This is a genomic window from Pantoea sp. NPDC088449 (assembly GCF_044753225.1).
Lineage (GTDB): Bacteria > Pseudomonadota > Gammaproteobacteria > Enterobacterales > Enterobacteriaceae > Pantoea > Pantoea floridensis.
Window position 1 is genome coordinate 188555 of sequence record NZ_JBIVMT010000001.1, and the last position, 24570, is coordinate 213124.

Annotated in this window: 28 protein-coding genes, 1 other RNA gene and 1 other annotated feature; of the genes, 16 read left to right on the forward strand and 13 right to left on the reverse strand. The window is 53.7% G+C overall.

Annotated elements, in window-relative coordinates:
* Positions 1-21: 21 nt before the first annotated feature.
* Positions 22-1056 (reverse strand): PLP-dependent cysteine synthase family protein, encoded by a 1035-nt coding sequence (locus ACIP6T_RS00885; protein ID WP_400454851.1) that lies wholly within the window; start codon positions 1054-1056, stop codon positions 22-24.
* Between the two features lie 115 nt (positions 1057-1171).
* Between ACIP6T_RS00885 and ACIP6T_RS00890 the strand changes: the two genes are divergently transcribed.
* From ACIP6T_RS00890 to amtB, 5 genes are all read left to right on the forward strand, one after another.
* The gene (locus ACIP6T_RS00890) at positions 1172-1633 is read left to right on the forward strand and encodes an Lrp/AsnC family transcriptional regulator (RefSeq protein WP_097094704.1); all 462 of its coding nucleotides are present in this window, start codon (positions 1172-1174) and stop codon (positions 1631-1633) included.
* 23 nt (positions 1634-1656) lie between these two features.
* Entirely contained in the window at positions 1657-3426 is a 1770-nt protein-coding gene (locus ACIP6T_RS00895; protein WP_400454854.1) for a SmdA family multidrug ABC transporter permease/ATP-binding protein, read from the forward strand.
* Positions 3419-5194 carry a SmdB family multidrug efflux ABC transporter permease/ATP-binding protein gene (locus ACIP6T_RS00900; protein ID WP_400454857.1) on the forward strand — a complete coding sequence of 592 codons (1776 nt, stop codon included), beginning with the start codon at positions 3419-3421 and terminating at the stop codon, positions 5192-5194. Before ACIP6T_RS00895 ends, ACIP6T_RS00900 begins: the two co-directional genes overlap by 8 nt.
* A 259-nt stretch (positions 5195-5453) precedes the next feature.
* Positions 5454-5792 (forward strand): P-II family nitrogen regulator, encoded by a 339-nt coding sequence (gene glnK, locus ACIP6T_RS00905; RefSeq protein WP_007886947.1) that lies wholly within the window; start codon positions 5454-5456, stop codon positions 5790-5792.
* 33 nt (positions 5793-5825) lie between these two features.
* Positions 5826-7115: an ammonium transporter AmtB gene (gene amtB / locus ACIP6T_RS00910; protein WP_097094701.1), complete on the forward strand. Its 1290-nt coding sequence runs from the start codon at positions 5826-5828 to the stop codon at positions 7113-7115.
* 71 nt (positions 7116-7186) lie between these two features.
* Here amtB and tesB read toward each other — a convergent pair whose 3' ends face one another.
* The gene (gene tesB / locus ACIP6T_RS00915; protein WP_400454866.1) at positions 7187-8050 is read right to left on the reverse strand and encodes an acyl-CoA thioesterase II; all 864 of its coding nucleotides are present in this window, start codon (positions 8048-8050) and stop codon (positions 7187-7189) included.
* Positions 8051-8253: 203 nt separating this feature from the next.
* Here tesB and ACIP6T_RS00920 point away from each other — a divergent pair, with 203 nt between their 5' ends.
* A complete protein-coding gene (locus ACIP6T_RS00920) occupies positions 8254-8811 on the forward strand; it encodes a YbaY family lipoprotein (RefSeq protein ID WP_097094699.1) in 558 nt (185 codons plus the stop codon).
* A 145-nt stretch (positions 8812-8956) separates the two neighbouring features.
* Here ACIP6T_RS00920 and ACIP6T_RS00925 read toward each other — a convergent pair whose 3' ends face one another.
* On the reverse strand, positions 8957-9268 hold the full coding sequence (locus tag ACIP6T_RS00925) for an MGMT family protein (RefSeq protein ID WP_097094698.1): 312 nt from the start codon (positions 9266-9268) through the stop codon (positions 8957-8959).
* Between the two features lie 179 nt (positions 9269-9447).
* Here ACIP6T_RS00925 and ffs point away from each other — a divergent pair.
* Positions 9448-9544: signal recognition particle sRNA small type (ffs, locus tag ACIP6T_RS00930), an RNA gene on the forward strand.
* A gap of 130 nt (positions 9545-9674) precedes the next feature.
* Here the strand turns inward: ffs and ACIP6T_RS00935 are convergent.
* The 3 genes from ACIP6T_RS00935 to ACIP6T_RS00945 form a co-directional block, all read right to left on the reverse strand.
* The gene (locus ACIP6T_RS00935) at positions 9675-9893 is read right to left on the reverse strand and encodes an HHA domain-containing protein (RefSeq protein ID WP_007886938.1); all 219 of its coding nucleotides are present in this window, start codon (positions 9891-9893) and stop codon (positions 9675-9677) included.
* A 24-nt stretch (positions 9894-9917) separates the two neighbouring features.
* Positions 9918-10295 carry an Hha toxicity modulator TomB gene (gene tomB, locus ACIP6T_RS00940; RefSeq protein WP_097094692.1) on the reverse strand — a complete coding sequence of 126 codons (378 nt, stop codon included), beginning with the start codon at positions 10293-10295 and terminating at the stop codon, positions 9918-9920.
* A gap of 146 nt (positions 10296-10441) precedes the next feature.
* Complete coding sequence (locus ACIP6T_RS00945) at positions 10442-10795, reverse strand: hypothetical protein (RefSeq protein ID WP_400454869.1); 354 nt, start codon at positions 10793-10795, stop codon at positions 10442-10444.
* Positions 10796-11134: 339 nt separating this feature from the next.
* Here ACIP6T_RS00945 and ACIP6T_RS00950 point away from each other — a divergent pair, with 339 nt between their 5' ends.
* Genes ACIP6T_RS00950 through ACIP6T_RS00960 form a run of 3 tightly spaced genes read left to right on the forward strand, consistent with a single transcriptional unit; the run spans position 11135 to position 13527 of the window.
* Positions 11135-11791, forward strand: a complete 657-nt coding sequence (locus tag ACIP6T_RS00950) for a metal ABC transporter ATP-binding protein (RefSeq protein ID WP_400454872.1) — start codon at positions 11135-11137, stop codon at positions 11789-11791.
* Positions 11788-12627, forward strand: a complete 840-nt coding sequence (locus ACIP6T_RS00955) for a metal ABC transporter permease (protein ID WP_345827146.1) — start codon at positions 11788-11790, stop codon at positions 12625-12627. The genes ACIP6T_RS00950 and ACIP6T_RS00955 overlap by 4 nt, the downstream gene beginning before the upstream one ends.
* 21 nt (positions 12628-12648) lie before the next feature.
* On the forward strand, positions 12649-13527 hold the full coding sequence (locus tag ACIP6T_RS00960) for a metal ABC transporter substrate-binding protein (protein ID WP_097094688.1): 879 nt from the start codon (positions 12649-12651) through the stop codon (positions 13525-13527).
* Between the two features lie 43 nt (positions 13528-13570).
* On the opposite strand, the gene ykgO is transcribed toward ACIP6T_RS00960, so the two are convergent.
* The 4 genes from ykgO to ACIP6T_RS00980 form a co-directional block, all read right to left on the reverse strand.
* Complete coding sequence (gene ykgO, locus ACIP6T_RS00965) at positions 13571-13711, reverse strand: type B 50S ribosomal protein L36 (protein WP_008103894.1); 141 nt, start codon at positions 13709-13711, stop codon at positions 13571-13573.
* A gap of 15 nt (positions 13712-13726) precedes the next feature.
* Positions 13727-13984: a type B 50S ribosomal protein L31 gene (locus ACIP6T_RS00970; RefSeq protein ID WP_097094687.1), complete on the reverse strand. Its 258-nt coding sequence runs from the start codon at positions 13982-13984 to the stop codon at positions 13727-13729.
* Between the two features lie 147 nt (positions 13985-14131).
* Positions 14132-17281, reverse strand: coding sequence for an efflux RND transporter permease subunit (locus ACIP6T_RS00975; protein ID WP_345827143.1), 3150 nt, complete (start codon positions 17279-17281; stop codon positions 14132-14134).
* Between the two features lie 17 nt (positions 17282-17298).
* Positions 17299-18489: an efflux RND transporter periplasmic adaptor subunit gene (locus ACIP6T_RS00980; protein ID WP_345827142.1), complete on the reverse strand. Its 1191-nt coding sequence runs from the start codon at positions 18487-18489 to the stop codon at positions 17299-17301.
* A gap of 142 nt (positions 18490-18631) precedes the next feature.
* On the opposite strand from ACIP6T_RS00980, the gene acrR reads away from it, so the two are divergent.
* Positions 18632-19270, forward strand: coding sequence for a multidrug efflux transporter transcriptional repressor AcrR (acrR, locus tag ACIP6T_RS00985; protein WP_097094684.1), 639 nt, complete (start codon positions 18632-18634; stop codon positions 19268-19270).
* Here the strand turns inward: acrR and rsmS are convergent.
* Genes rsmS through priC form a run of 3 tightly spaced genes read right to left on the reverse strand, consistent with a single transcriptional unit; the run spans position 19257 to position 20236 of the window.
* Entirely contained in the window at positions 19257-19415 is a 159-nt protein-coding gene (rsmS, locus tag ACIP6T_RS00990) for a pleiotropic regulatory protein RsmS (protein ID WP_097094683.1), read from the reverse strand. The two genes, acrR and rsmS, sit on opposite strands and share 14 nt — an antisense overlap.
* Positions 19416-19423: 8 nt before the next feature.
* The gene (locus tag ACIP6T_RS00995) at positions 19424-19669 is read right to left on the reverse strand and encodes a GlsB/YeaQ/YmgE family stress response membrane protein (RefSeq protein WP_400454878.1); all 246 of its coding nucleotides are present in this window, start codon (positions 19667-19669) and stop codon (positions 19424-19426) included.
* A 54-nt stretch (positions 19670-19723) separates the two neighbouring features.
* Positions 19724-20236, reverse strand: coding sequence for a primosomal replication protein PriC (priC, locus tag ACIP6T_RS01000; protein ID WP_400454880.1), 513 nt, complete (start codon positions 20234-20236; stop codon positions 19724-19726).
* Positions 20237-20293: 57 nt separating this feature from the next.
* Here priC and ACIP6T_RS01005 point away from each other — a divergent pair, with 57 nt between their 5' ends.
* The 5 genes from ACIP6T_RS01005 (at position 20294) to recR (ending at position 24500) form a co-directional block, all read left to right on the forward strand.
* Positions 20294-20677 carry a DUF454 family protein gene (locus ACIP6T_RS01005; protein ID WP_345827139.1) on the forward strand — a complete coding sequence of 128 codons (384 nt, stop codon included), beginning with the start codon at positions 20294-20296 and terminating at the stop codon, positions 20675-20677.
* A 149-nt stretch (positions 20678-20826) separates the two neighbouring features.
* Complete coding sequence (gene apt, locus ACIP6T_RS01010; RefSeq protein WP_097094679.1) at positions 20827-21378, forward strand: adenine phosphoribosyltransferase; 552 nt, start codon at positions 20827-20829, stop codon at positions 21376-21378.
* 151 nt (positions 21379-21529) lie between these two features.
* Positions 21530-23515 (forward strand): DNA polymerase III subunit gamma/tau, encoded by a 1986-nt coding sequence (gene dnaX, locus ACIP6T_RS01015; protein WP_400454883.1) that lies wholly within the window; start codon positions 21530-21532, stop codon positions 23513-23515.
* Positions 22857-22918, forward strand: a sequence feature (DnaX frameshifting element). (Overlaps the previous gene by 62 nt.)
* A 50-nt stretch (positions 23516-23565) precedes the next feature.
* A complete protein-coding gene (locus ACIP6T_RS01020) occupies positions 23566-23895 on the forward strand; it encodes a YbaB/EbfC family nucleoid-associated protein (RefSeq protein WP_097097583.1) in 330 nt (109 codons plus the stop codon).
* On the forward strand, positions 23895-24500 hold the full coding sequence (gene recR / locus ACIP6T_RS01025; protein WP_008103873.1) for a recombination mediator RecR: 606 nt from the start codon (positions 23895-23897) through the stop codon (positions 24498-24500). Before ACIP6T_RS01020 ends, recR begins: the two co-directional genes overlap by 1 nt.
* The last annotated feature ends 70 nt before the right edge of the window (positions 24501-24570 follow it).

Genomic DNA, 24570 nt, shown 5'->3' on the forward strand with positions numbered 1-24570 from the left:
CCGGACAGGACGTCCGGTTTTTTATTGCAGTTCACGGATCCAGGGCTCGATGTCACCGATATTCAGCTTCACCCAGTCTGCATTGTAATAGGTGTCGGGATAGCGTTCCCCGCTGTCGCACAGCAATGTCACCAGCGAGCCTTGCTCACCTGTTTCACGCATACGTTTTGCCACCTGCAGCATCCCCCAGAAATTAGTACCCGTTGAGGCGCCAGGACGACGTCCAAGGATCTGCTCTAGCTGCAGCATCGCGGCAACAGTTGCGCCGTCGGGCACTTTCATCATTTCGTCAATCACGTCGGGTAAAAAGGACGGTTCAACGCGCGGCCGACCAATGCCTTCAATTAAGCTCCCGCGATTGCTACGCAGCGCAGGATTGCGGCTGTGCCAGTAATCGAAAAACACGGAATGCTGTGGATCCACGACCAGCAGGCGCGTGTTGTGGCCCTGATAGCGGATGTAGCGGCCTAAGGTGGCTGATGTGCCGCCGGTGCCTGCGCTCATGATCACCGTATGCGGTACCGGGAACGGTTCGTGGGACATCTGACGAAAAATGCTTTCAGCGATGTTGTTATTACCGCGCCAGTCCGTAGCGCGCTCGGCATAGGTGAACTGATCCATAAAATGGCCATTGAGATCACGCGCTAACCGTTCCGATTCGCTGTAAAGCTGGCAGGGATCGGCAACGAAATGGCACTCGCCACCATAGAAACGAATCATCTCGATCTTGCGTTTGGCGGTGCTGGCGGGCATCACTGCGATAAACGGCAGGCCAAGCAATCGCGCGAAGTAGGCTTCTGATACCGCAGTACTGCCCGATGACGCTTCGATGATCGGCGTATTTTCACGGATACGACCATTAACCAAACCATAGAGAAATAGCGAGCGCGCCAGTCGATGTTTCAGGCTGCCGGTGGGATGCGTGCTTTCATCCTTCAGATAGAAGTGAATGCCGGGAAAATCATCCAGCGCGAAGCGGATCAGATGCGTATCCGCCGAGCGCTGAAAATCGGCGTTAATTTCATTGATGGCGTGGCGAACCCAGGGCGTTTGCATGTTGCTTTTCCGTGATCATTATTGCGCACAGTGTAAGGCACTGGCAGGAAAAAGAGGTTGCCTTAATCCGGTTATAATGGTGCGATTAGAGAAAATTTTTCTCCGGGAGTGGCCGATGTTAGATAAAACTGACCGCACTCTGCTGTCAATGCTGCAACAGGATTGCACATTGTCGCTGCAGACATTAGCCGATGCGGTAAATCTCACCACAACACCCTGCTGGAAACGCCTGAAAAAACTGGAAGATGATGGCATTATTCGTGCGCGCGTGGCCTTGATCGATGGCGAAAAGATTGGTCTATCTCTTACTGCCTTTATGTTTGTTAAAACCCAGCAGCACAGCAGCGAATGGTTCAGGCAATTCGTCAGCGTGGTGCAGCAAATGCCGGAAGTGATGGCGTTTTACCGCATGGCAGGCGAGTACGATTATCTGTTGCGCATTCAGGTCGCGGATATGAAGAGTTACGACGGTTTTTACAAACGTCTGGTGAATGGCGTGCCGGGCCTGATGGATGTGACCTCCAGTTTTGCCATGGAAGAAATTAAATACACCACCGCCTTGCCGGTAGCGCCTTAACGGGCACATAAAGAGACAGTCTTGTGCGATTATTCAGTCAGTTAAGTTGGTATTTCTTGCGCGAGTGGCGGCGGTATTTAGGTGCCGTCAGCTTGCTGATTGTGATTGCGCTTCTGCAATTGCTGCCACCGCATGTGGTGGGCGTGATTGTCGATGGCGTGACACAGCATACTCTGGACGCAGGGCAGATCTTCATGTGGATCGGCATCATGCTGGTGACGGCTGTTGTGGTCTATTTGCTGCGTTACGTCTGGCGCGTGCTGCTATTCGGGGCCTCCTATCAGCTGGCGGTGGAACTACGTGAGGATTTCTATCGTCAACTCAGTCGTCAGCATCCGGCGTTTTATCTGCGCCACCGCACTGGCGATCTTATCGCGCGTGCCACCAATGATGTTGATCGCGTTGTTTTTGCTGCGGGTGAAGGCGTGCTGACGCTGGTGGATTCTTTGGTGATGGGGCTAGTGGTGCTGGCGGTGATGAGCACGCAAATCAGCTGGCAGCTTACGCTGCTGGCACTGGTACCGATGCCGATTATGGCGTTCGTCATTCAGAAAGATGGCGCCCGTTTGCATCAGCGCTTCAAAGTCGCCCAGGCGGCGTTTTCCAGCCTCAACGATCAAACTCAGGAAAGCCTGACCAGTATTCGCATGATCAAAGCCTTTGGCCTGGAAGTTCATCAGTCGCAACAGTTTTCAGACATTGCCGCGGATACTGGCAAGAAAAACCTGCATGTGGCGCGCGTCGATGCGCGTTTCGATCCCACCATCTATATTGCGGTCGGGATATCCAATCTGCTGGCGATCGCCGGCGGCGGCTGGATGGTGTGGAACGGCAGTTTAACGCTCGGTCAGCTCACCAGCTTCGTGATGTATCTCGGTCTGATGATTTGGCCAATGCTGGCGCTGGCCTGGATGATCAATATTGTTGAGCGCGGTAGCGCGGCATGGAGTCGCATTCGCTCGCTGCTGGCAGAAGTGCCTGCGGTTGAGGATGGACAGAAAGTGTTGCCCGCCGACCCCGGCGATCTGCACGTCGCGATCCGCGAATTTCGCTATCCAGCCAGTTCCGGCGCCGTTCTCAGCCATATTAACTTCCAGCTAAAACCGGGCCAGATGCTCGGTTTATGTGGCCCAACCGGGTGCGGCAAGAGTACGTTGCTGAGCCTGATTCAGCGTCATTTCGATATCGACCAAGGAGATATTCGCTATCACAATACCCCGCTGCAGCAGCTACGGCTTGATAGCTGGCGCAGTCGTTTGGCGGTGGTGAGTCAAACGCCATTTCTGTTCTCCGACACCATTGCCAATAATCTGGCGCTCGGTCGCCCAAATGCCACGCAGCAAGAGCTGGAACAAGTGGCGAAAATGGCCTGCGTGCATGACGATATTCTACGCCTGCCCCAAGGTTATGAAACCGAAGTGGGCGAGCGCGGCGTGATGCTGTCTGGTGGACAGAAGCAGCGCATCTCAATTGCGCGTGCACTGTTGCTGAATGCCGAAATCCTGATTCTTGATGATGCGCTGTCGGCGGTTGATGGTCGTACGGAACATGACATCCTGCATAACCTGCGTCAGTGGGGAAAAGGCCGCACGTTAATTATCAGTGCGCACCGTTTGTCGGCGCTGACCGAGGCCAGTGAAATTCTGGTGCTGCAGCATGGCGCGGTGGCGCAGCGTGGCGATCATGACACCTTAACAGCCAAAGAGGGCTGGTATCGCGATATGTACCGCTATCAGCAGCTAGAAGCCGCATTAGATGAGGATGAAGTGGCAGAAGGAGCACGCCGTGGCTAAATCACAACGTTTATGGCCAACGCTGAAACGATTACTGGCGTACGGCAAACCGTGGCGTAAATCGCTATGGCTGGCGGTAGGAATGCTGTGGATTGCAGCTGCTGCGGAAGTTACCGGGCCCGTGCTGGTCAGCTACTTTATCGATAATCTGGTGGCGAAACATCAGATGCCGTGGGGGATTGCGGCTGGGCTGCTGGTGAGCTTCGTTCTGCTGCAATTGCTGGCGGCCGGTTTGCACTATTTTCAGGCGCTGCTGTTTAACCGTGCGGCCATTGGCGTAGTGCAGCAACTGCGCGTTGATGTGATGAACGCGGCGTTGCGTCAACCGCTCAGCGCTTTTGATACGCAGCCGGTCGGACAAATTATCTCGCGCGTCACTAATGACACCGAAGTGATCAAAGATCTTTACGTCACCGTGGTCGCCACCGTATTGCGTGCTGCTGCGCTGATTGGTGCGATGCTGGTGGCGATGTTCTCGCTTGATTGGCGTATGGCGCTGGTGGCGCTGGTGATTTTCCCGCTGGTGCTGACGGTGATGATGATTTATCAACGCTTCAGTACGCCAATTGCCCGCCGCGTGCGCAGCTATCTGGCCGACATCAATAACGGTTTCAATGAAGTGATCAACGGCATGAGCGTGATCCAACAGTTTCGCCAGCAGGCACGTTTTGGTGAGCGCATGGGCGAAGCGAGTCGTTCGCACTATCTGGCGCGGATGGAAACGCTGCGGCTGGACGGTTTTCTGTTGCGTCCGTTGCTGAGCTTGTTCTCCGCCATGATTCTGTGCGGTTTGTTGATGCTGTTTAGCTTCGCCACGCCGGGCGTGTTTGAGGTTGGCGTGCTTTATGCGTTCATCACGTATCTTGGCCGACTCAATGAACCCTTGATTGAATTAACCACGCAGCAGTCGATGCTGCAACAGGCGGTGGTATCAGGCGAACGCATTTTTGAACTGATGGATGCCGTGCAGCAAGGCTACGGCGCAGATGATCGGCCGCTGGCGTCAGGAGAGATTTCCCTGCGCGATGTGAGCTTTGCTTATCGTGATAACCGCGACGTACTGAGCAATATTAATCTTGACGTGCCAGCGCGCAATTTTGTGGCGCTGGTTGGGCATACCGGCAGCGGGAAAAGTACCTTAGCCAACCTGTTAATGGGCTATTATCCGGTAACACGCGGCACTATCGAACTGGATGGTCGTCCGTTGCCGCTGCTATCACACGCAGCCCTGCGCCAAAGCATCGCCATGGTGCAGCAGGATCCGGTGGTGCTGGCAGATTCGTTGCTGGCCAACGTCCGCTTAGGGCGCGACATCCCAGAAGAGCAAGTGTGGCAAGCGCTGGAAACCGTGCAGCTGGCATCGCTGGCGCGCAGCATGTCTGATGGGATTTACACGCGCCTTGGCGAGCAGGGCAATAACCTCTCGGTTGGACAGAAACAGCTGCTGGCACTGGCGCGCGTGCTGGTGTCATTGCCGCAGATTCTGATCCTTGATGAAGCCACTGCCAATATCGATTCCGGGACTGAGCAAGCAATTCAACACGCATTACGCGCTCTGCGGCAGCACAGTACGTTGGTGGTGATTGCACACCGGCTTTCCACCATCACGGAAGCCGACCAGATTTTAGTGCTGCACCGTGGACAGGTGGTTGAGCGCGGTACGCATGCTGAATTGCTGGCTCAGCAGGGACGTTATTGGCAAATGTATCAGCTGCAGCAGGCTGGCGATGAACTCGCAGCGGGCATTCCCGTACATGCTGAAGGGTGACTTGCACCTTTTTTGCACAGTTTTATCGGAATGTTCTGTATTGATGCACTGCTTTGAGGCTGTAGGCACCATAACAGTGCAACTTTGCAACACCTTACTCTTTCCCTCTGCCAAAGTTGCGTCGCGCTTCACATAACGAAGCGTGATGCAGCGCGCCTATTCTACTGACATTCCACTTTTTTTATTTATGGCACAGCCTTTGCTTATATCCCTACGTGTCCGCGAAGACTCACTCAATTTCTTATCCGGAGGGGAACGTATGAAGCTGGTTACCGTGGTAATCAAACCATTTAAGCTGGAGGACGTGCGTGAAGCCTTATCCTCTATTGGCATTCAGGGACTGACAGTGACCGAAGTTAAAGGTTTTGGTCGCCAGAAAGGTCACGCAGAGCTTTATCGCGGTGCCGAGTACAGCGTTAACTTCCTGCCAAAAGTAAAAATTGATATCGCTATTGCGGACGATCAACTCGACGAAGTGGTCGATGTTATCAGCAAAGCCGCTTATACCGGCAAAATTGGCGACGGCAAGATTTTCGTCGCGGAACTGCAGCGCGTCATTCGTATTCGCACCGGCGAGACCGACGAAGCAGCACTGTAACTGGGGCTCTGAATTGTGATGGGATGGAAAGAAATGAATAAAGTAATGACGAAGTTGGGCCTCACCAGCCTCGCGCTGTTACCCTCGCTGGCCATGGCGGCCGCGCCTGCCGTAGCCGATAAAGCCGATAATGCCTTTATGATGATCTGTACCGCGCTGGTACTGTTCATGTCCATTCCGGGTATCGCTTTGTTCTACGGCGGTTTGATCCGCGGTAAGAACGTGCTCTCCATGCTGACCCAGGTTGCCGTGACTTTCTCGCTGGTATGCGTGCTGTGGGTGATTTATGGCTACTCACTGGCCTTCAGTGAAGGCAACGCCTTCTTCGGGAACTTCCAGTGGGCGATGCTGAAGAATATTGAGCTGAAAGCCGTGATGGGCAGTTTCTACCAATATATTCACGTGGCTTTCCAGGCATCATTTGCCTGTATCACCGTCGGCCTGATTGTGGGCGCCCTGGCAGAACGTATTCGCTTCTCTGCGGTGCTGATTTTCGTTGTCGTGTGGTTGACGCTGGCTTACCTGCCAATCGCACACATGGTGTGGGCGGGCGGCTTGCTGGCACAAGATGGCGCGCTCGATTTTGCAGGTGGTACCGTTGTCCATATCAATGCCGCAGTTGCTGGTTTGGTGGGGGCTTACCTGGTTGGCAAGCGTGCAGGGTTCGGTAAAGAAGCGTTCAAACCGCATAACCTGCCGATGGTGTTCCTCGGTACTGCGATCCTGTACGTCGGTTGGTTTGGTTTTAATGCCGGTTCAGCTTCCTCTGCGAACGAAATCGCTGCGCTGGCCTTCCTGAATACCGTCGTGGCAACTGCGGGCGCTGTTTTGTCGTGGGTGTTTGGCGAGTGGGCGGTGCGTGGTAAACCTTCTCTGTTGGGTGCGTGCTCAGGTTTTATCGCGGGCCTGGTGGCGATTACTCCTGCCTGTGGTTACGTTGGTGTCGGCGGCGCGCTGATCATCGGCCTGGCGGGTGGCTTAGCCGGTCTGTGGGGCGTGACGACGCTGAAAAGATGGCTGCGCGTTGATGACCCGTGTGATGTGTTCGGTGTGCACGGCGTATGCGGTATCCTCGGCTGTATCCTGACGGGTGTATTTGCCTCCTCTTCACTGGGCGGCGTGGGCTACGCAGAAGGCGTGACCATGGGACATCAGGTTTGGGTGCAGTTGTTCAGCGTTGGTGTAACCATCGTCTGGACCGCAGTTGTTGCCTTTATCGGCTTCAAACTGGCGGATATGATTGTTGGCCTGCGTGTTCCGGAAGATCAGGAACGTGAAGGTTTGGATGTGAACAGCCACGGCGAGAACGCTTACAACCAGTAAGTATCGGGCTGAAGAAGAGCAGTGCGCTAAAACTATAAAAAGTACAAGGGGCGATGATTTCGCCCCTTTTTTTATGCGTCGCGTTGGCGCATCACGCCTTCCTGTACCGTGGTTGCCACAAGGGTGCCATCCTGCTTGTAAAATTCACCGCGCACAAAGCCCCGTGCGCTGGACGCAGAGGTACTTACCACGCTGTACAGCAGCCATTCTGATAAGTCGAACGGGCGATGGAACCACATAGAGTGATCGATGGTGGCGACTTGCATATCGGCCTCAAGGAAGCCTTTGCCGTGCGGCTGCAGAGCAACGGGTAAGAAGTTGAGATCGGAAGCATAACCCAGCAAGTATTGGTGAATACGGCGATCTTCTGGCAGCTCGCCGTTGGCGCGGATCCACACCTGGCGAACCGGTTCGTCAACGTGCCCTTTTAACGGGTTGTGAATCTGCACAGGGCGGATATCGAGTGGACGTTCGGCGAGGAATTTTTCTTTCAGCTTGAGCGGCAAGTGCGCGGCCAGCTTTTTCGCTAAGTCTTGTTCCGAGGGGAGATTTTCCGGGCCCAGCACCTGCGGCATGCTGTTTTGATGTTCGAAACCACTTTCTGGCGCCTGGAATGAGGCCGTCATGTAAAAGATCGGCTGACCATTCTGTACCGCACTTACGCGGCGAGCGCTGAAGCTTTTACCGTCACGCAGCGTTTCAACATCATAAATGATGGCTTTATGGCTATCGCCAGGCCGCAAGAAGTAACTGTGAAAAGAGTGGATGATGCGTTCTTCAGGCACCGTTTGTTTTGCGGCGTACAGCGCCTGACCCACCACCTGGCCACCAAACACCTGGCGTAGCCCAAGATCTTCGCTCTGACCCCGAAACAGGCCTTCTTCCAGTTTTTCCAGATTCAATAAATTAAGCAGGTTGTGCAGTGCCTGGCTCATTGCGGATTCCTCAGTGTGTCTTTCGCGTCAGTGTGAAAGATCCGACCAGTTTCCGTCAATGATTTTGCCGCGATTTCAGCAAGCTGCTGGCGGCTTTGGGCGCAATGCCGATTTTTGTGCCAGAATTAAGGACATTCGGCGGCTGAAAAGCTACCCAACATATTCACCGCCGATAATCATATGTTCACAAGGAGACGACATCGATGAAACTCTGGCAAGTTATTAGCGGTATGACTTTGGCGGCAGCGATTACAGGTTGTGCTGATCACAGCAAGCCGGTGGCAACACCTACGCTGGGTTCAGCAGTAGCAGGGCAGCAGGCTGCGATCACGCAGCCTAACGTCAGTGGTTCGGTGTATATCCGCCAACGTATTGCGCTGCCGCCGGATGCGGTGCTAACCGTAACGCTCTCGGATGCTTCGCTGGCTGATGCACCGTCTAAGGTACTTTCGCAGCGCGTGGTGCGCACGGAAGGTAAACAGGCGCCGTTCCAGTTTATCTTGCCATTTAATCCGGCAGACATTCAGCCAAACGCGCGCATCCTGTTAAGCGCGGCGATTGCGATTGATGGCAAGCTGGCGTTTATTACCGATACGGTGAAACCGGTGATTAATGAGGGTGGAACCAAAGCGGAGCTGCTGTTGGTGCCGGTAACTAACGTCGCAATGCCAACCCAGCCGGGCGCAGCGACCACGGTGCCTTCTACTTCACCGACGCAGGTTACGCCATCGGCTTCGGTGCCAGCACCGACGAACTTGTAATCTTACAAATGGCATAGGCCGAGCGCTCAGGCCCGCTGCCGTGGAGTAAAGCGTCACACGCCATGGATGGCGTGTGCCGAGCGATCAGGGACGAGACAGCGGCTTTACGAAACGGTAGCGGGTCTGAGCGCGACATAGAGCACCACTAAATTTGCCACCGATATTTTTCTAATTCGATTTCCCCAGCATCACTCACTTCAATCCCTTCCGCTTCTAGCGCATCACGCTGACGAAACAGGTCATCGCCCTGCAGTGAAATGCGCCCATGGCGATTGATGACGCGAAACCAGGGTAATTTACTGCCTTCTGGCAAACGGCGTAATACGCCGCCCACCTGACGCGCTGCACGTGGCGATCCTGCCAGCTGCGCCACATCACCATAAGTGGTGACTTTTCCCGCCGGAATGGCCGCAATGATCTGCCAGACGCGCTCTGAAAAGTTGTTTTGGTCGCTCATGTGCGCACCTATTTTTATTGAGGAAAGGGCTAAACTTTAGCATGCAGAAGGGTAGACAACAGCGCTTAGCTGTGTGCTTGTGCAAGAAAACAACGGTTGTCCGGCCTGCGCTTGCAATTGCTAGGGGGTTACTTGATAATGCCTGCGCTCTCGAAATGAGGGTTCGTCAATGGGGGCCCTGTTGGTTCTCCCGCAACGCTAACTTGTGAACTCGGTCAGATCCGGAAGGAAGCAGCCGCAGCAGGCGACGCGTGTGCCGGGATGTAGCTGGCAGGGCCCCCACCCATTTGTACCCACCTAAAAACTTCACTGAATGCGACGCACAGAGAAATCTGGCACTCCTTTGCCGGGGAATCACTCCTTGATGAATACAATGTCGTTGCAGAACGGCAGATAGAGGAGAAACTTAGCGGACGAACTTCCAGACAGAAACCGGTACTTTGTCATACAGCTTATTCATCGTCAGTTCAGCCAGACGATGATCGGCTGCCGAATAGAATACTGCGAGTTCATTGTCAGGTAATTCGTACTTGTTCTTTTCGATTACCCGTTCAAGGGTGTCGATTGAGCGACAGCGGCGCAGTCGCATCAAATAGTCTGTTTTTGTTAAGGCTTGGTTGCTCATAAATAAACCGGTCTCAGTCTGGTGCTAAAAGGAATGGCTAGGTTGTTGGAGATAAGCACACTCTTCGGCAAACAGATTAAATAAACGTTTTGCAGAACGCTGCCACCGTTGTAAATCCTGAGTATTGATTCCGTAACTGCTGAACAGCATAAAGGTATCGTCAAGATATTCATCGATTTGCGTTATCAGGGCTTCATCTTCAACGTGCTTAATTTTGTAATTCATCGTGAAAGAAGCGATGTGCTCAATCAAATCGTTGAGCTGTAAATTGCTTTCCGAAGTAGGATCATTAACCCAACCATGATGGCTATCAGTCAATGTTGCCATACTTTCGTCGAACATGTTCTCACACAGGTATTTAAGCTGGGCAATATCATGCCGTTTCGGTGAGTATTCGTCCATCTTTTTCCCCTCCATAGCTAGCACAGTTACCGCAGTGCGGCGAGATTAGGAAAAGCTACCAGGAAGCGATTACGAATAAAAATGTCTTAGCGACTCCTTAAATGTAATCCACAATCATTAGCTTTGCTCACCTCAATTACCAAATATTACAATTCATCGGCAGGAGAGGGGCGCGCATTATCAATCACCGCAAACACCAGTGCGCCGGGCGATACCTGGAACAGCACTTCTTCACGACGCTTAAAAGTTTCATTTAAATCCAGGCAAGGATTAAATAAATTCCAGCTAAAATCGTAAAGCATTTTAAATCGATAATCGTCTGAAGGTTGAATAGAAATAACATGGAAGCTATTGGGAACTAATTGCGCGTTTTGAGAATACCACTGTAAATCACCGGCTAATGCCTCGGCTATTTTGAGAATATTCCCCTGGATAATTCTTTGCAACTTTTCGCAATCGTCCTCATCCATAGCAATATCATAATGAATAATAGACGCCATTTTGTATCCAGTAAAAGAGTCACGTTTCTATCATTGTGCTTCTTACGCAACATTGCAAGTCGCTAATAAACAGAAACAGCAATCGTTGTGATGGGTTTCATAACTTAATCAGGCGAAAGCATTGAATTTCTGCTGATGTCTTCGGAAAAGAACAACTTTTGAAACACTTTTGCTCAGGCATAACACGGGGAGATCGGGTAACGTAATTGTTATGTTATAACATTTTTGGTTGTAGAGTATGAATCACAGTGGATTACTTCTATCCCTTGGCGGGCGTGTGCTGATCGCGCTGTTGCTGATTTCCCTGCTGACGCTTTCAATTTGGTGGGGCCTGCAGTAATGATACATTTCAAAGAATTACAAGCAGGATATCACGGGCGCGCGGTAACGCCGGTCGTCAATGGTGCATTGATGAAAGGCAGCATGACGGCGTTGGTCGGCGCTAACGGCACGGGTAAATCAACCTTATTGAAAACCATTGCGGGTTTACTGCCTCCCATTTCGGGCTGTTGTGAATTGCAGATGCCGCGCAAAGCGCTCGGATGGTTACCGCAACGCAGTGAACTCGAAACACGTTTTCCTCTGACGGCTTATGAGCTGGTTGCCATGGGATGCTGGCCGCGCTGTGGATGGTTCGGTGGCATCAATCGCGCGTTACGTCGGGAAATTGATGCCGCACTTGATGCTGTACACATGCGTGAATTCGCGGATGCTCAGCCCTCAACCCTCTCCGGCGGACAATTGCAGCGCGTGCTCTTCGCGCGTTTGATGCTGCAGCGCAGCCAGCTGTGGCTATTAGATGAACCCTTCAATGGCATTGATACGCAAACCGTCACCTTACTGATGTCGATCCTCGAACAGCAGCAACAGGCTGGCACCACATTATTAGTCGTATTGCACGATCGTCCACTGGTAGCGCGTTATTTCCGCGATGTGTTGTCGCTCGACGTAGCTGGCGCCACGGACACGCCAACCTTGCGCAGGGTAGCGTCGTGACATTAATCCAGCCCTTTATCGAATTTGGTTTTATGCGCCGCGCGCTGGTCGCCTGCGTTGCATTGGCGATCAGCGCTACGCCGCTGGGTGTCTTTCTTTCACTGCGCCGCATGAGTTTGGTCGGCGATGCGCTGTCGCATGCCGTGCTGCCCGGTGCGGCGATTGGTTATCTGGTGTCAGGTTTATCGCTGGTGGCGATGGGCATCGGCGGCCTGATTGCCGGTTTGGCGGTGGCATTACTCTCTGGCGCTGTCAGCCGCTATACACATCTGAAAGAGGATGCCAGTTTCTCCGGCTTTTACCTCGGTTCTCTCGCGCTTGGCGTCACGCTGGTGTCGCTGCGTGGTTCAAGCGTTGATCTGCTGCACGTGTTGTTTGGGTCACTTTTGGCGGTGGATAACGCAGCCATTGTGCTGGTTGGCGGGATTGCGGCTTTCACTCTGCTGCTATTGGCAGTGATTTTCCGTCCGCTGGTCATTGATGCCTTTGACCCCGATTTTCTGCGAGCTCAGGGTAAATGGAGCGCACCGCTGGTACACGGCTTATTCCTGATGCTGGTGGTACTCAATTTAGTGGCTGGATTTCAGGTGCTCGGTACGCTGATGTCGGTGGGATTGATGATGCTGCCCGCTACCAGCGCGCGTTTCTGGAGTCGCCATCTGGCCTGCATGCTGGGTATCGCCATGCTGTTGGCCGTCGTCTCTGCGCTGATTGGCCTGATGCTATCGTGGCATTTCTCGCTACCCGCCGGCCCGGCGGTGGTGCTAAGCGCTGCGGTGCTATTTCTGATTTCTGTTTTGACAGGACCATGTGGCGGCCTGGTGCGCCGTCGATAACCACACTATAAGGGGATAGGAATGAAGAAGTTACCGCTGAGTCTGGCGATTGGTGTAATGCTGGTAAGCCCACTGACGCTGGCTAAAAGCGTCGATGTTGTCGCCAGTTTTACCGTGCTGGCAGATATCGTTAAGCAGGTTGGCGGCGAGCACGTCAATGTGAAGTCTCTGGTGGGGCCTAACGGCGATCCACACACCTTTGAACCTACGCCGCAGGATAGCCAGGCGCTGTCAAAGGCTGATGTGGTGTTTGTCAGCGGTTTAGGGATGGAAGGGTGGATGGATCGCCTAATTAGCGCGTCAGGCTACAAAGGCACGATTGTGGTGGCATCAAATGGAGTGAACACACGCAAGATGGAAGAGGACGGTAAAAGCGTCACCGATCCGCACGCCTGGAACAGTATGCAAAACGGTGTGATTTACGCCACGAATGTGATGAATGCACTCATCAAAGCGGATCCTGAAGATGCGGCGGATATCCGTAAAAGCGGTGAAAGCTACATTCAGCAGCTGCAGAAACTAGATAGCTGGGCGAAAACTGCCTTTAATAAAGTGCCGAAAAGTAAGCGTAAGGTGCTAACCAGCCATGATGCCTTCGGCTATTTCGGCCAGCGTTATGGCGTAAGCTTCCTCGCGCCGGTTGGATTCTCTACCGAAGCAGAAGCCAGTGCCAGCGATGTGGCCTCAATCATCAAACAGCTGAAGGCTGAGCACATCAACACCTACTTTATGGAGAACCAGACCGATCCACGTTTGGTGAAACAGATTGCCAGCGAAACCGGTGCGCAGCCGGGCGGGGAACTCTATCCGGAAGCGTTGTCTGAGGCTAATGGCCCTGCTGCAACCTACGTTGCGGCATTCAAACACAACGTTGACGCTATGCTGCATAGCATGCAATAAAAAAAGGCCGGGGAGCATCCCGGCCAATTATCACGACACTTTCCTACCTTTTTTTCTTTCTTCCCTGAACCGCCTTAAAGCGCGGATTCGTTTTACAAATGACATAAATGCGACCTTTGCGCCGCACGACTTTGCAATCTTTATGGCGAGTCTTAGCAGACCGCAATGAACTTAATACCTGCATGCCTCATCTCCCGTGTTACTTGTTGCGCGTAAGAAAGCTGCCAAAACGCTGGTTGAAACGTGCGGTACTGCCTTCTTTGGCGAAATCTTTCTGCTTGCCGGTGTAGAACACATGAGATTTAGAGGAGACATCCAGCGTCACGTAGGGCAGCACTTCACCTTCATACTCAATAGTCCGTTCAGTTTTGATAGTTGAACCGACCTTAAAGTACTCGTTAGCTGAGGTGTCGTGGAACACAACAGGACGGTAATGGGGATGAATATTCGGTTTCATAATGACCTCGATATGTAATGTTATAATATAACAGTAGTATGAACCTGAAGGATGTCGATTGCAACCGTGTTAAATACAGGGATTCTAAGGGGGAGGAGATAACAATAAAAAAGGCCGCATCAGCGGCCTTTTAGAGAAGGGTAAAACTTAGTGCTTATGTTCCACCGGATGACCCTGCTCCAGCTCAGATTTATTCTTGCTGAAGCGGCGGCGCACCACCACGAAGAACACCGGAACGAAGAAGATAGCCAGCGCTGTCGCGGTTACCATCCCGCCCATAACGCCAGTACCTACCGCATTCTGCGCACCAGAACCTGCGCCAGTACTGATCGCCAGCGGCATTACGCCGAGGATGAAGGCGAGTGAGGTCATCAAAATCGGACGCAGACGCATACGTGATGCTTCCAGCGTTGATTCAACCAACCCCTTGCCCTCCTTCTCCATCAAATCCTTAGCGAATTCAACGATCAGGATGGCGTTCTTCGCCGACAATCCTATGGTGGTCAACAAGCCCACCACAAAGTAGACGTCGTTGCTCAAGCCGCGCAGTGTGGTAAACAGAAGTGCACCAACAACACCCAGCGGTACCACCAACATTACTGAGAACGGAATCGACCAGCTCTCATACAGGGCCGCCAGACACAGGAACACCACGATCAGCGAGATGGCATACAGCGCCGGCGCCTGGTTGCCGGACAAGCGTTCCTGGTAGGACATACCCGTCCAGTCGTATCCGATGCCCGCAGGCAGTTTTCCTGCCAGCTGTTCCATCAGGTTCATGGCATCACCGGAGCTCTTGCCTGGCGCAGCCTGGCCAAGAATCTCCATTGACGGCAAGCCGTTGTAACGCTCAAGGCGTGGCGAACCATATTGCCATTTCGCCGATGCGAAGGCCGAGAATGGAACCATGGTGCCAGTGCCGTTGCGCACATACCATTTGCTGATATCGTCCGGCAACATACGCGAATCGGCCTGGCCCATGACGTAAACTTTCTTCACGCGACCGCGGTCGATGAAGTCGTTGACGTAGGAACCACCCCAGGCCGCGCCCAGCGAGGTATTGATGTCAGACAGCGACACACCCAACGCCTGCGCTTTTTCCTGATCGATGATCAGTTTGTACTGCGGCGTATCTTCCATACCGTTTGGACGTACGCCCACCAGCGTATCCGGATGCTGGGCAATCATGCCAAACAGCTGGTTACGCGCGGCAGTCAGCTTCTCGTGACCCAGGTTACCCTGATCGGTCAACATGAAGTCGAAGCCAGTGGCGTTACCCAATTCGATAATCGCCGGCAGGTTGAACGGGAACACCATTGCATCTTTGATCTGTCCGAGCGCCTGCATAGCACGTCCGGCAATCGCAGGCACTTTCAGGTTGGCATCGCCACGCTCATCCCACGGCTTAAGGCTAACAAACGCGATACCGGTGTTCTGACCACGACCGGCGAAGCCGAAGCCGTTAACAGTAAACACCGAGTTAACGCTGTCTTTCTCTTTGGTCAGGAAGTAGTCACTTACCTGATCCAGTACTTTCTGCGTACGTTCCTGAGTTGCACCGGCGGGTAGCTGTGCCTGTGCCAGTAACAGCCCCTGATCCTCTTCCGGCAGGAACGAGGTAGGCAGTTTCAGGAACAGGTAGGCCATACCGACGACAATAACCAGATAAATCAGCAGGTAGCGACCGGTACTACGCACGATATGGCCAACACTATCCACGTAGTGGTTGGTGCTCTTATCGAACAGCCGGTTGAACCAACCGAAGAAACCGGTGGTTTTACCGTGGTTACCTTTTGCCACCGGCTTCAGCAGGGTGGCACACAGCGCTGGCGTCAGGATCAACGCCACCAGTACCGACAGCGCCATCGCAGAAACGATGGTGATCGAGAACTGGCGATAGATTACGCCGGTTGAACCGCCGAAGAAGGCCATCGGAATAAATACCGCAGACAGAACCAGTGCGATACCCACCAGTGCGCCCTGAATCTGCTCCATCGAACGTTTCGTGGCTTCTTTAGGCGGTAAACCCTCTTCGGCCATAACACGTTCGACGTTCTCTACCACCACGATGGCGTCATCCACCAGCAGGCCGATGGCGAGCACCATCCCGAACATCGTCAGGGTGTTTATCGAATAGCCAAAGGCGCTGATAACCGCAAAGGTACCGAGCAAGACCACCGGAACGGCAATAGTTGGAATCAGCGTTGCACGGAAGTTCTGCAGGAACAGATACATCACCAGGAACACCAGCACGATCGCTTCGAACAGCGTTTTCACCACTTCGAAAATCGAAATTTTAACGAACGGCGTAGTGTCGTACGGATAAACGGTTTTCATGCCTGACGGGAAGAACGGCTGCAGTTTAGCCAGTTCCGCTTTTACGGCATCCGCAGTATCCAGTGCATTCGCGCCGGTTGCCAGTTTGATACCGATACCGGAAGCCGGTTTGCCGTTATAACGTGCGATGATCTCGTAGTTTTCACCACCCAGTTCAATCTTCGCCACGTCACGCAGACGCACCTGCGAACCATCCTGATTCACTTTCAGCATGATATTGCCGAACTCGTCTGTCGATGTCAGACGGGTTTGCGCAATAATCGAGGCGTTAAGCTGTTGGCCTGGTACCGGCGGTGTTCCGCCCAACTGGCCCGCTGCAACCTGGGTGTTCTGAATTTTCAGTGCATTAATGACATCTACTGGCGTCAGCTGATAGTTGTTCAGCTTGTGCGGATCCAGCCAGATACGCATCGCATACTGGGCACCAAACACCTGAGTATCACCTACGCCGGGCGTACGGCTAATCGGGTCTTTGATGTTAGAGGCAACATAGTCAGAGATGTCATTCTGCGTCATGTTGTCGTCATCGCTCACAAAGCCGGCCACCATCAAGAAGCTGCTGGAGGATTTTTTAACCTGAATACCCTGTTGCTGTACTTCCTGCGGCAGTAATGGCATTGCCAGCTGCAGTTTGTTTTGTACCTGAACCTGCGCGATATCGGCATCAGTACCGGATTGGAAAGTCAGCGTCAGCGTCAACGTACCCGACGAGTCACTGCTTGAGGCCATATACATCAGGCCATCAATCCCGTTCATGTTTTGCTCGATAACCTGGGTTACCGAATCCTGCAGCGTCTTCGCATCAGCACCTGGGTAGGTCGCCTGGATTTCAACTGCCGGTGGCGCAACATTGGGATATTGCTCAATCGGTAGGCTGATAATCGACAGCAAGCCGGCCAGCATAATGATGATGGCGAGCACCCACGCAAAAATGGGGCGATCAATAAAGAACTTAGCCATGTATCAGTGGCTCCTGTTTATGACGATGATTTAGCAGACGGTGATTCTGGTGCAGCTTTGGCATCGTCGGAGACTTCTTGTGGCGTCACCTGCGCACCCGGTTTGGCACGCTGGATACCGGTGGTAATCACCCGATCGCCTTCTTTCAGACCGTCCGTGACCAGCCACTTGTTACCAAATGCCTGATTAGCGGTGATGTTACGAGATTCCACTTTATTATCCGCGCCAACCACCAACGCTGTTGCCTGACCGGTTGGAGAGCGCGTTACGCCCTGTTGCGGTACCAGCAGTGCCGTTGGGTTGGTGCCTTCATCCAGACGAGCGCGAACAAACATGCCTGGCAGCAGGCGGTTGTCCGGATTCGGGAAGATGGCGCGCAGGGTAATCGAACCGGTGGTTTCATCGACGCTCACATCAGAGAATTCCAATGTGCCTGTCTGAGCGTATGCGCTACCGTTTTGCATCAGCAGGGTGACGTTGGCCTTACCGTCGTTCTGTTTCAGCTGACCGGATTCCAGCTCTGCGCGCAAACGCAGGAAATCATCACTGGATTGGGTCACATCGACATACATAGGATCGAGCTGTTGCACGGTCGCCAGCGCAGTGGTTTGCCCATTGGAAACCAACGCACCTTCGGTCACTGATGATTTACCAATACGACCGCTGATAGGCGAGGTCACTTTGGTATACGCCAGATTGATGCGTGCAGTTTCAACGTTGGCACGTGCAGCCTGTGCAGCGGCAGCAGTTTGTGCTGCTGTACCTGCTGCGTTGTCATAATCCTGCTGACTGATGTACTTAGTACCCAGCAGCGGCTTGTAACGCGTAATGGTTAACTGCGCAACGCGGGCATTGGCTTCTGCCTGCGCTAAATCCGCTTTGGCACTGTCGTATGCTGCCTGATAGGTGGCGGGATCAATCTGATACAGCGATTGACCGGCTTTGACGTCACTTCCTTCCACAAAATTGCGTTTAAGGATAATACCTGACACCTGAGGGCGAACTTCAGCAACGCGAAAAGCCGAGGTACGGCCCGGCAGCTCGGTAGTAATTTTCAATGGTTCGTTTTTTAACGTGACAACACCCACTTCTGGGGGCTGCTGCTGGGCGGCTTGCTGGGATTTATTATCATCACATCCTGTTAACAAAAAGCTGCCTGAAAGCATCAGGACGGCCGCCAGAGGCGCTAATCCTCTGTTTTTATTCATAAATAAACCTCTAGTGTCCGATATCAAATGATCAATGGATCACAAACCGATAAACCCATTGCTGCGTTAAAACACGGGTCGTGCTATGGTACATACATTCACAAATGTATGTAAACTTACAAGTTTGTAAAAAAAGCCCTTTATGGCACGAAAAACCAAAGCGCAAGCTCTTGAAACACGGCATCAAATTCTTGACGCCGCATTGACACACTTTTCAAAACACGGTGTGGCCGCCACGTCTCTGGCGGATATCGCAGCAGCGGCCGGCGTCACGCGCGGTGCTATCTACTGGCATTTCAAAAACAAAGCCGATCTTTTACATGAGATCTGGCTACGTTGTGACGCTGGGCTGGACGATGTGGAACTTGAGTATCAGACAAAATACCCCGGCGATCCACTTTCTGTTGTTCGCTCGATGTTGATCTATATCCTTGACGCCACAGCAAAGGATCCGCAAAGACGCGCATTAATGGAGATTATCTTTCATAAATGTGAGTTTGTTGGCGAAATGTCCACGTTACAGGATATGCAGCAGAGCTTACTGCAAGAGTGTTACGATCGAATTGAAAACGTACTTCGCCTTTGTATTGAAGCTGGCAAATTACCTGCCGGCCTTAATACACGTCAAGCTGCGCTACTGATGCGTGGCTATATTAATGGCATGATGGAAAGCTGGTTATTCAATCCACAAAGCTTTGATTTAGCTGCAGATGCGCCACAGCTGGTGGATGCGTTCCTGGATATGCTGCGCCTGAGCCCAACGCTGATTAGTCAGCCTTAACCTCCGCCGCTTTTTTTTGCTCATAATCACGTTGAACTATCGCTAATGCCGCCAGCACGGTGGTGGTGGGGACGTGATTCTCTTCAAGCAATTGAATCAGATCGACGGCAAGCTTAATTTCGTCTGGTGCGCTGTCCAGTGACATTGTTTCTCCTAAATACGTAATTTTGCCGCGACCAGCAGCATAAAGAGGGCGCCAGCGAGTGCCGAGGCGAAACCAGCGGGGGCTAAGCTTCCCAGATCGCCGGTGGTAAAGTAGGTGGCAATGTAGCCGCCAATCAGCGCACCAATCACCGCCAGCACCAGCGTGGGCACAAATCCCCCCGGACGACCGGGAAAAATCACCCGCTTTAGCCAACCTGCGGCTAATCCAATCACAATCCAAAAAACCAGCGTCATGATTTTTCTCCTCTTTTTCTGACTAAAAGGAGTATAGAGGAAAACGCGTCGCGTTTAGCGTGGCGTAGATGGCAGCGCCAGTTTATAGATAGCAGCGCGGCAGCGCGCCAGCCGCTCTTGCAGCTGATCGACTTCACGCATCAGTTGCTGCTGAACGCTCAGGGTTTCAGCACGTGCCAGATGCTGTTCGCGTTGCTGAATCATTGCCAGCAATCGCTGCTCGTAGCCTTGGTACTCTTCACGCTTTATTTGACGTGAATCGATACGTGGACGCTCGCGCTGCACGCGCAGCTGTTGGCTCTGACACTCCCGCTGCAACGCGGCGATTTGATCCAGCACTTTATCCGCCAGCCATTGGCGCCGTGCCACATCAGTATTAGCAGCGGTTAACTGCGCGACATTGCCTTCCAGTTCGAGGAGATAATCCGCCAGGCGTGTGCCGGAGGTGCGAAACAGTTGTGAATCAAAGCGTGGCTGACGACAGGCACCATCCGGCTGCTGCGCAATCTGCTGGCGTAATAAATCCAGTGTCGCGCCAAGGCGCTGTTGTGCGGATGGTTGGGGCATCACTCGGTTTCCGACTGTGTTAACGTAACGCTGTTTTGACTCTTTCAGGCATCCGGCATGCAGCGTATTTTACTACTGAGCCTTGGCTGGCTGGCGATTGTGCTAGGTACGCTCGGCATTGTATTACCTTTATTACCTACAACGCCATTTGTGTTGCTGGCGGCCTGGTGTTTTGCGCGCTCGTCGCCGCGCTTTCATGACTGGCTGCTATGGCGATCGCCGTTTGGCCGCTTTATTCGCCACTGGCAGCAGCATCATGCTATGCCGCCCGGCGCTAAAGGACGCGCCATATTGCTGATTGTGATTACCTTTTCGGTGTCCATTTATCTGGTGAACCTGCTGTGGGTGCGCATCCTGTTAGGCGTGATGCTGTGCCTGCTGCTGCTGTTTATGTGGCGAATCCCGGTGGTGGACGAGAATGACAACCCGCCGCAACCTTAGCGTTAGGGTTGCATTTAGCGAGGTATTTGCATAGATTTGGGCATCTTCGTGCGTGGCTTCCCTTATAAACCTCTTCGCTTAACCCGGTTTCCGGTTTTTGGCGCTTGAGAAGTCGCGCGTATTAGATATTTTCTCCAGGCGTAACATTTATGACCGCAACTGCGCAGCAGCTTGAACTCATCAAAAACAGCATCAAAAGCATTCCTGACTATCCGAAGCCGGGCATTCTGTTCCGTGACGTCACCAGTCTGATGGAGGATCCGCAGGCTTACGCCGCGTCGATCGCCATTCTGGTTGAGCGTTATCGTGACAAGGGCATCACCAAGGTGGTGGGAACGGAAGCGCGCGGCTTCCTGTTTGGTGCGCCAGTGGCGCTGGGGTTGGGCGTGGGTTTTGTGCCGGTGCGTAAACCTGGCAAACTGCCGCGTGCCACCTTCAGTGAAAGTTATGAGCTGGAATACGGTACCGACGCGCTGGAGCTGCACAAAGATGCGATCAAGCCAGGTGACGTGGTGCTGGTCGTCGACGATCTGCTGGCAACCGGCGGCACCATTGAAGCCACGGTGAAACTGATCCGCCGCGCCGGTGGTGAAGTGCAAGATGCCGCCTTCGTGATTAATCTGTTCGATCTGACCGGCGAAGCCCGTCTGACCGCCATGGGCGTCAAATGCTATAGCCTGGTGAATTTCCCCGGCCACTAAGGCCTGTGCGCTCCGCTATGTGGCGGGGCGCAACCTCCGTAAAGTTATCGGTTGCTGATCCGGTTGTGGCTGTTAAACTACTGCCAAAATAAACAGGGTTTGCGAAGCTGCATCTTCTCCCTTCTCCTTAAAATCCAGTGATTGAATCCACATGAGCTATCAGGTACTTGCGCGAAAATGGCGTCCCCAGGCTTTCGCTGACGTAGTCGGTCAGGAACATGTGCTGACTGCGCTGGCCAACGGATTGTCACTGGGACGAATCCATCATGCTTATCTCTTTTCCGGCACCCGCGGCGTAGGGAAAACCTCGATCGCCCGTCTGCTGGCCAAGGGCCTAAACTGTGAAACTGGCATCACCGCAACACCCTGCGGACAATGCGATAACTGCCGTGAGATTGAGCAGGGCCGTTTTGTCGATCTGATTGAGATTGATGCTGCATCGCGCACCAAAGTTGAAGATACGCGCGATCTGCTCGATAACGTGCAGTACGCGCCGGCGCGTGGTCGCTTCAAGGTTTACCTGATCGATGAAGTGCACATGCTGTCGCGCCACAGCTTCAACGCGCTGCTAAAAACGCTGGAAGAGCCGCCATCACACGTTAAATTCCTGCTGGCGACCACCGATCCGCAAAAGCTGCCGGTGACGATTCTGTCACGCTGCCTGCAATTCCATCTTAAAGCGCTCGATGTCGAGCAAATTCAGCAGCAGCTGGCGCATGTGTTAGAGCAGGAGCACATCGCTGCCGAACCGCGCGCGCTGCATCTGCTGGCCCGCGCCGCTGATGGCAGCATGCGTGATGCGCTCAGCCTGACCGATCAGGCTATCGCCATGGGGCAGGGCAGCGTCACGCGTGATACCGTGGCGCAGATGCTTGGCACGCTGGACGATGAGCAGCCGCTGGCGCTGATTGAAGCGCTGGTGGAGGGGCAAGGCGAACAGGTGATGGCGCTGCTGAATCAGGCGGCGTCGCGCGGTGTGGAGTGGGAGGCGCTGCTGGTGGAAATGCTGCGTTTGCTACACCGCATTGCGATGGTGCAGCTGTTGCCGAGTTCGCTTAGCGAGGATGATCTCAGCCAGGCCGATCGCCTGCGTGAGTTAGCGCGCGTGCTGCCACCGGCTGATGTACAACTCTATTACCAAACGCTATTGATGGGGCGGAAAGATCTGCCGCTGGCACCGGATCGTCGCCTGGGCGTGGAAATGACGCTGCTGCGCGCATTGGCATTCCATCCGCAGGCGACGATTGCTGAGCCCGTCGCCCGTCCGGTATTAACGCCACAAAGCGCGCCGCAGGTTGCTGCTGCACCTGCACCTGCGGCAGCCAAAGCGCCATCTGCGCAGGCTGCACAGCCACAAATGGCACCACCCGTTAACGAGGCGCCGCCAGTTTCGGATGATTATCCTGACATGCAAACAGCGCCCGATCCGTTACCCGATTCCACCAGCCAGCTGTTACAGGCGCGAACTCAGTTGCTGCGTCAGGGAGCCGGCAAAGCAAAAAAGAGTGAGCCGGCAGCGCGTTCCGCGCGGCCGGCGAATCCGGCGCTGGAGCGTCTCGCGAACGTCACCGAACGTGTACAGCAGCGCGCCTCTGAATCCACGGTAAAAGCGCCGGCTAAACCGGAAGCCTACCGCTGGAAAACGCAGCTGCCATCCGAGGTAAAACCAGAGCCGGTAGCGACGCCAAAAGCCTTGCGTTCGGCTCTGGAGCATGAGAAAACGCCTGAGCTGGCGCTTCGTCTGGCGGAAGAGGCCCAGCAACGCGATGCGTGGGCAGCGGAAATTGCCACGCTGACGTTACCGAAACTGGTGCAGCAAGTGGCGCTCAACGCATGGAAAGAAGTGAGTGAAAAGGGCATTACGCTGCATCTGCGCAGCAGCCAGCGCCATCTGAATTCCGCTTCCGCTCAGCAAACTTTAGCGGAAGCATTAAGTCAGTCTGCCGGCCAGCCGGTTGAATTGACCATTATTGAAGACGATAATCCCACGGTATTGACGCCACTGGAGTGGCGCCAGGCCATTTACGAAGAGAAACTGTCGCAGGCGCGACAGTCGATCGAAAGTGATACCCATATTCAGACATTGCGTCGATTCTTCGATGCCGATTTGGATGAAGAGAGTATTCGACCGGTGTGAACATGCTGCCGCGCGTTGATTGCGCGCAGCCCCAGCAGAGAGAGAAAACTATGTTTGGTAAAGGCGGATTGGGCAACCTGATGAAACAGGCCCAGCAGATGCAAGACAAAATGGCCAAAGTGCAGGAAGAGATCGCCGCGATCGAAGTGACCGGTGAATCAGGCGCGGGCTTGGTTAAAGTTACCATCAACGGTGCGCACAACTGCCGTCGTGTTGAAGTCGATCCTAGCTTGCTGGAAGATGACAAAGACATGCTGGAAGATCTGATCGCCGCGGCCTTTAACGATGCTGCACGCCGTATCGACGAAACGCAGAAAGAGAAAATGGCCTCTGTATCAAGTGGCATGCAGCTGCCGCCTGGCTTCAAGATGCCGTTCTAATGCAAACCAGTCCACTGCTTGAATCTTTGATGGAGTCGTTGCGTTGCCTGCCGGGCGTTGGCCCGAAGTCGGCGCAGCGCATGGCTTTTCAGCTGTTGCAGCGCGATCGTAGCGGTGGCATGCGTCTGGCGCAGGCGTTGACCCGCGCCATGTCGGAAATCGGCCACTGCGCCGATTGCCGAACTTTCACCGAGCAGGAGATCTGCACCATCTGCGCCAATCCGCGCCGTCAGCAAAACGGCCAGATTTGCGTAGTGGAAAGCCCGGCTGATATCCACGCCATTGAGCAAACCGGCCAGTTTGGCGGACGCTACTTTGTGCTGATGGGCCATTTGTCACCGCTGGATGGCATTGGTCCGCAGGATATTGGTCTGGATCGGCTGGAGCAGCGTCTGGAGCGCGAAACCCTAACCGAAGTGATCCTCGCCACCAACCCCACGGTGGAAGGAGAAGCAACGGCCAACTACATCGCCGAGCTGTGCGGGCAATATGGCGTTGATGCCAGCCGCATTGCGCACGGTGTACCGGTTGGCGGTGAGCTGGAAATGGTGGACGGCACCACGCTGTCGCACTCGCTTGCTGGACGTCATAAGATTAATTTCTAATCACTTGCCGATCTCTTCACGGATATCGGCTTGAAATCCTGCCCTTCATCCCCATTTCTCTCTCAACGTA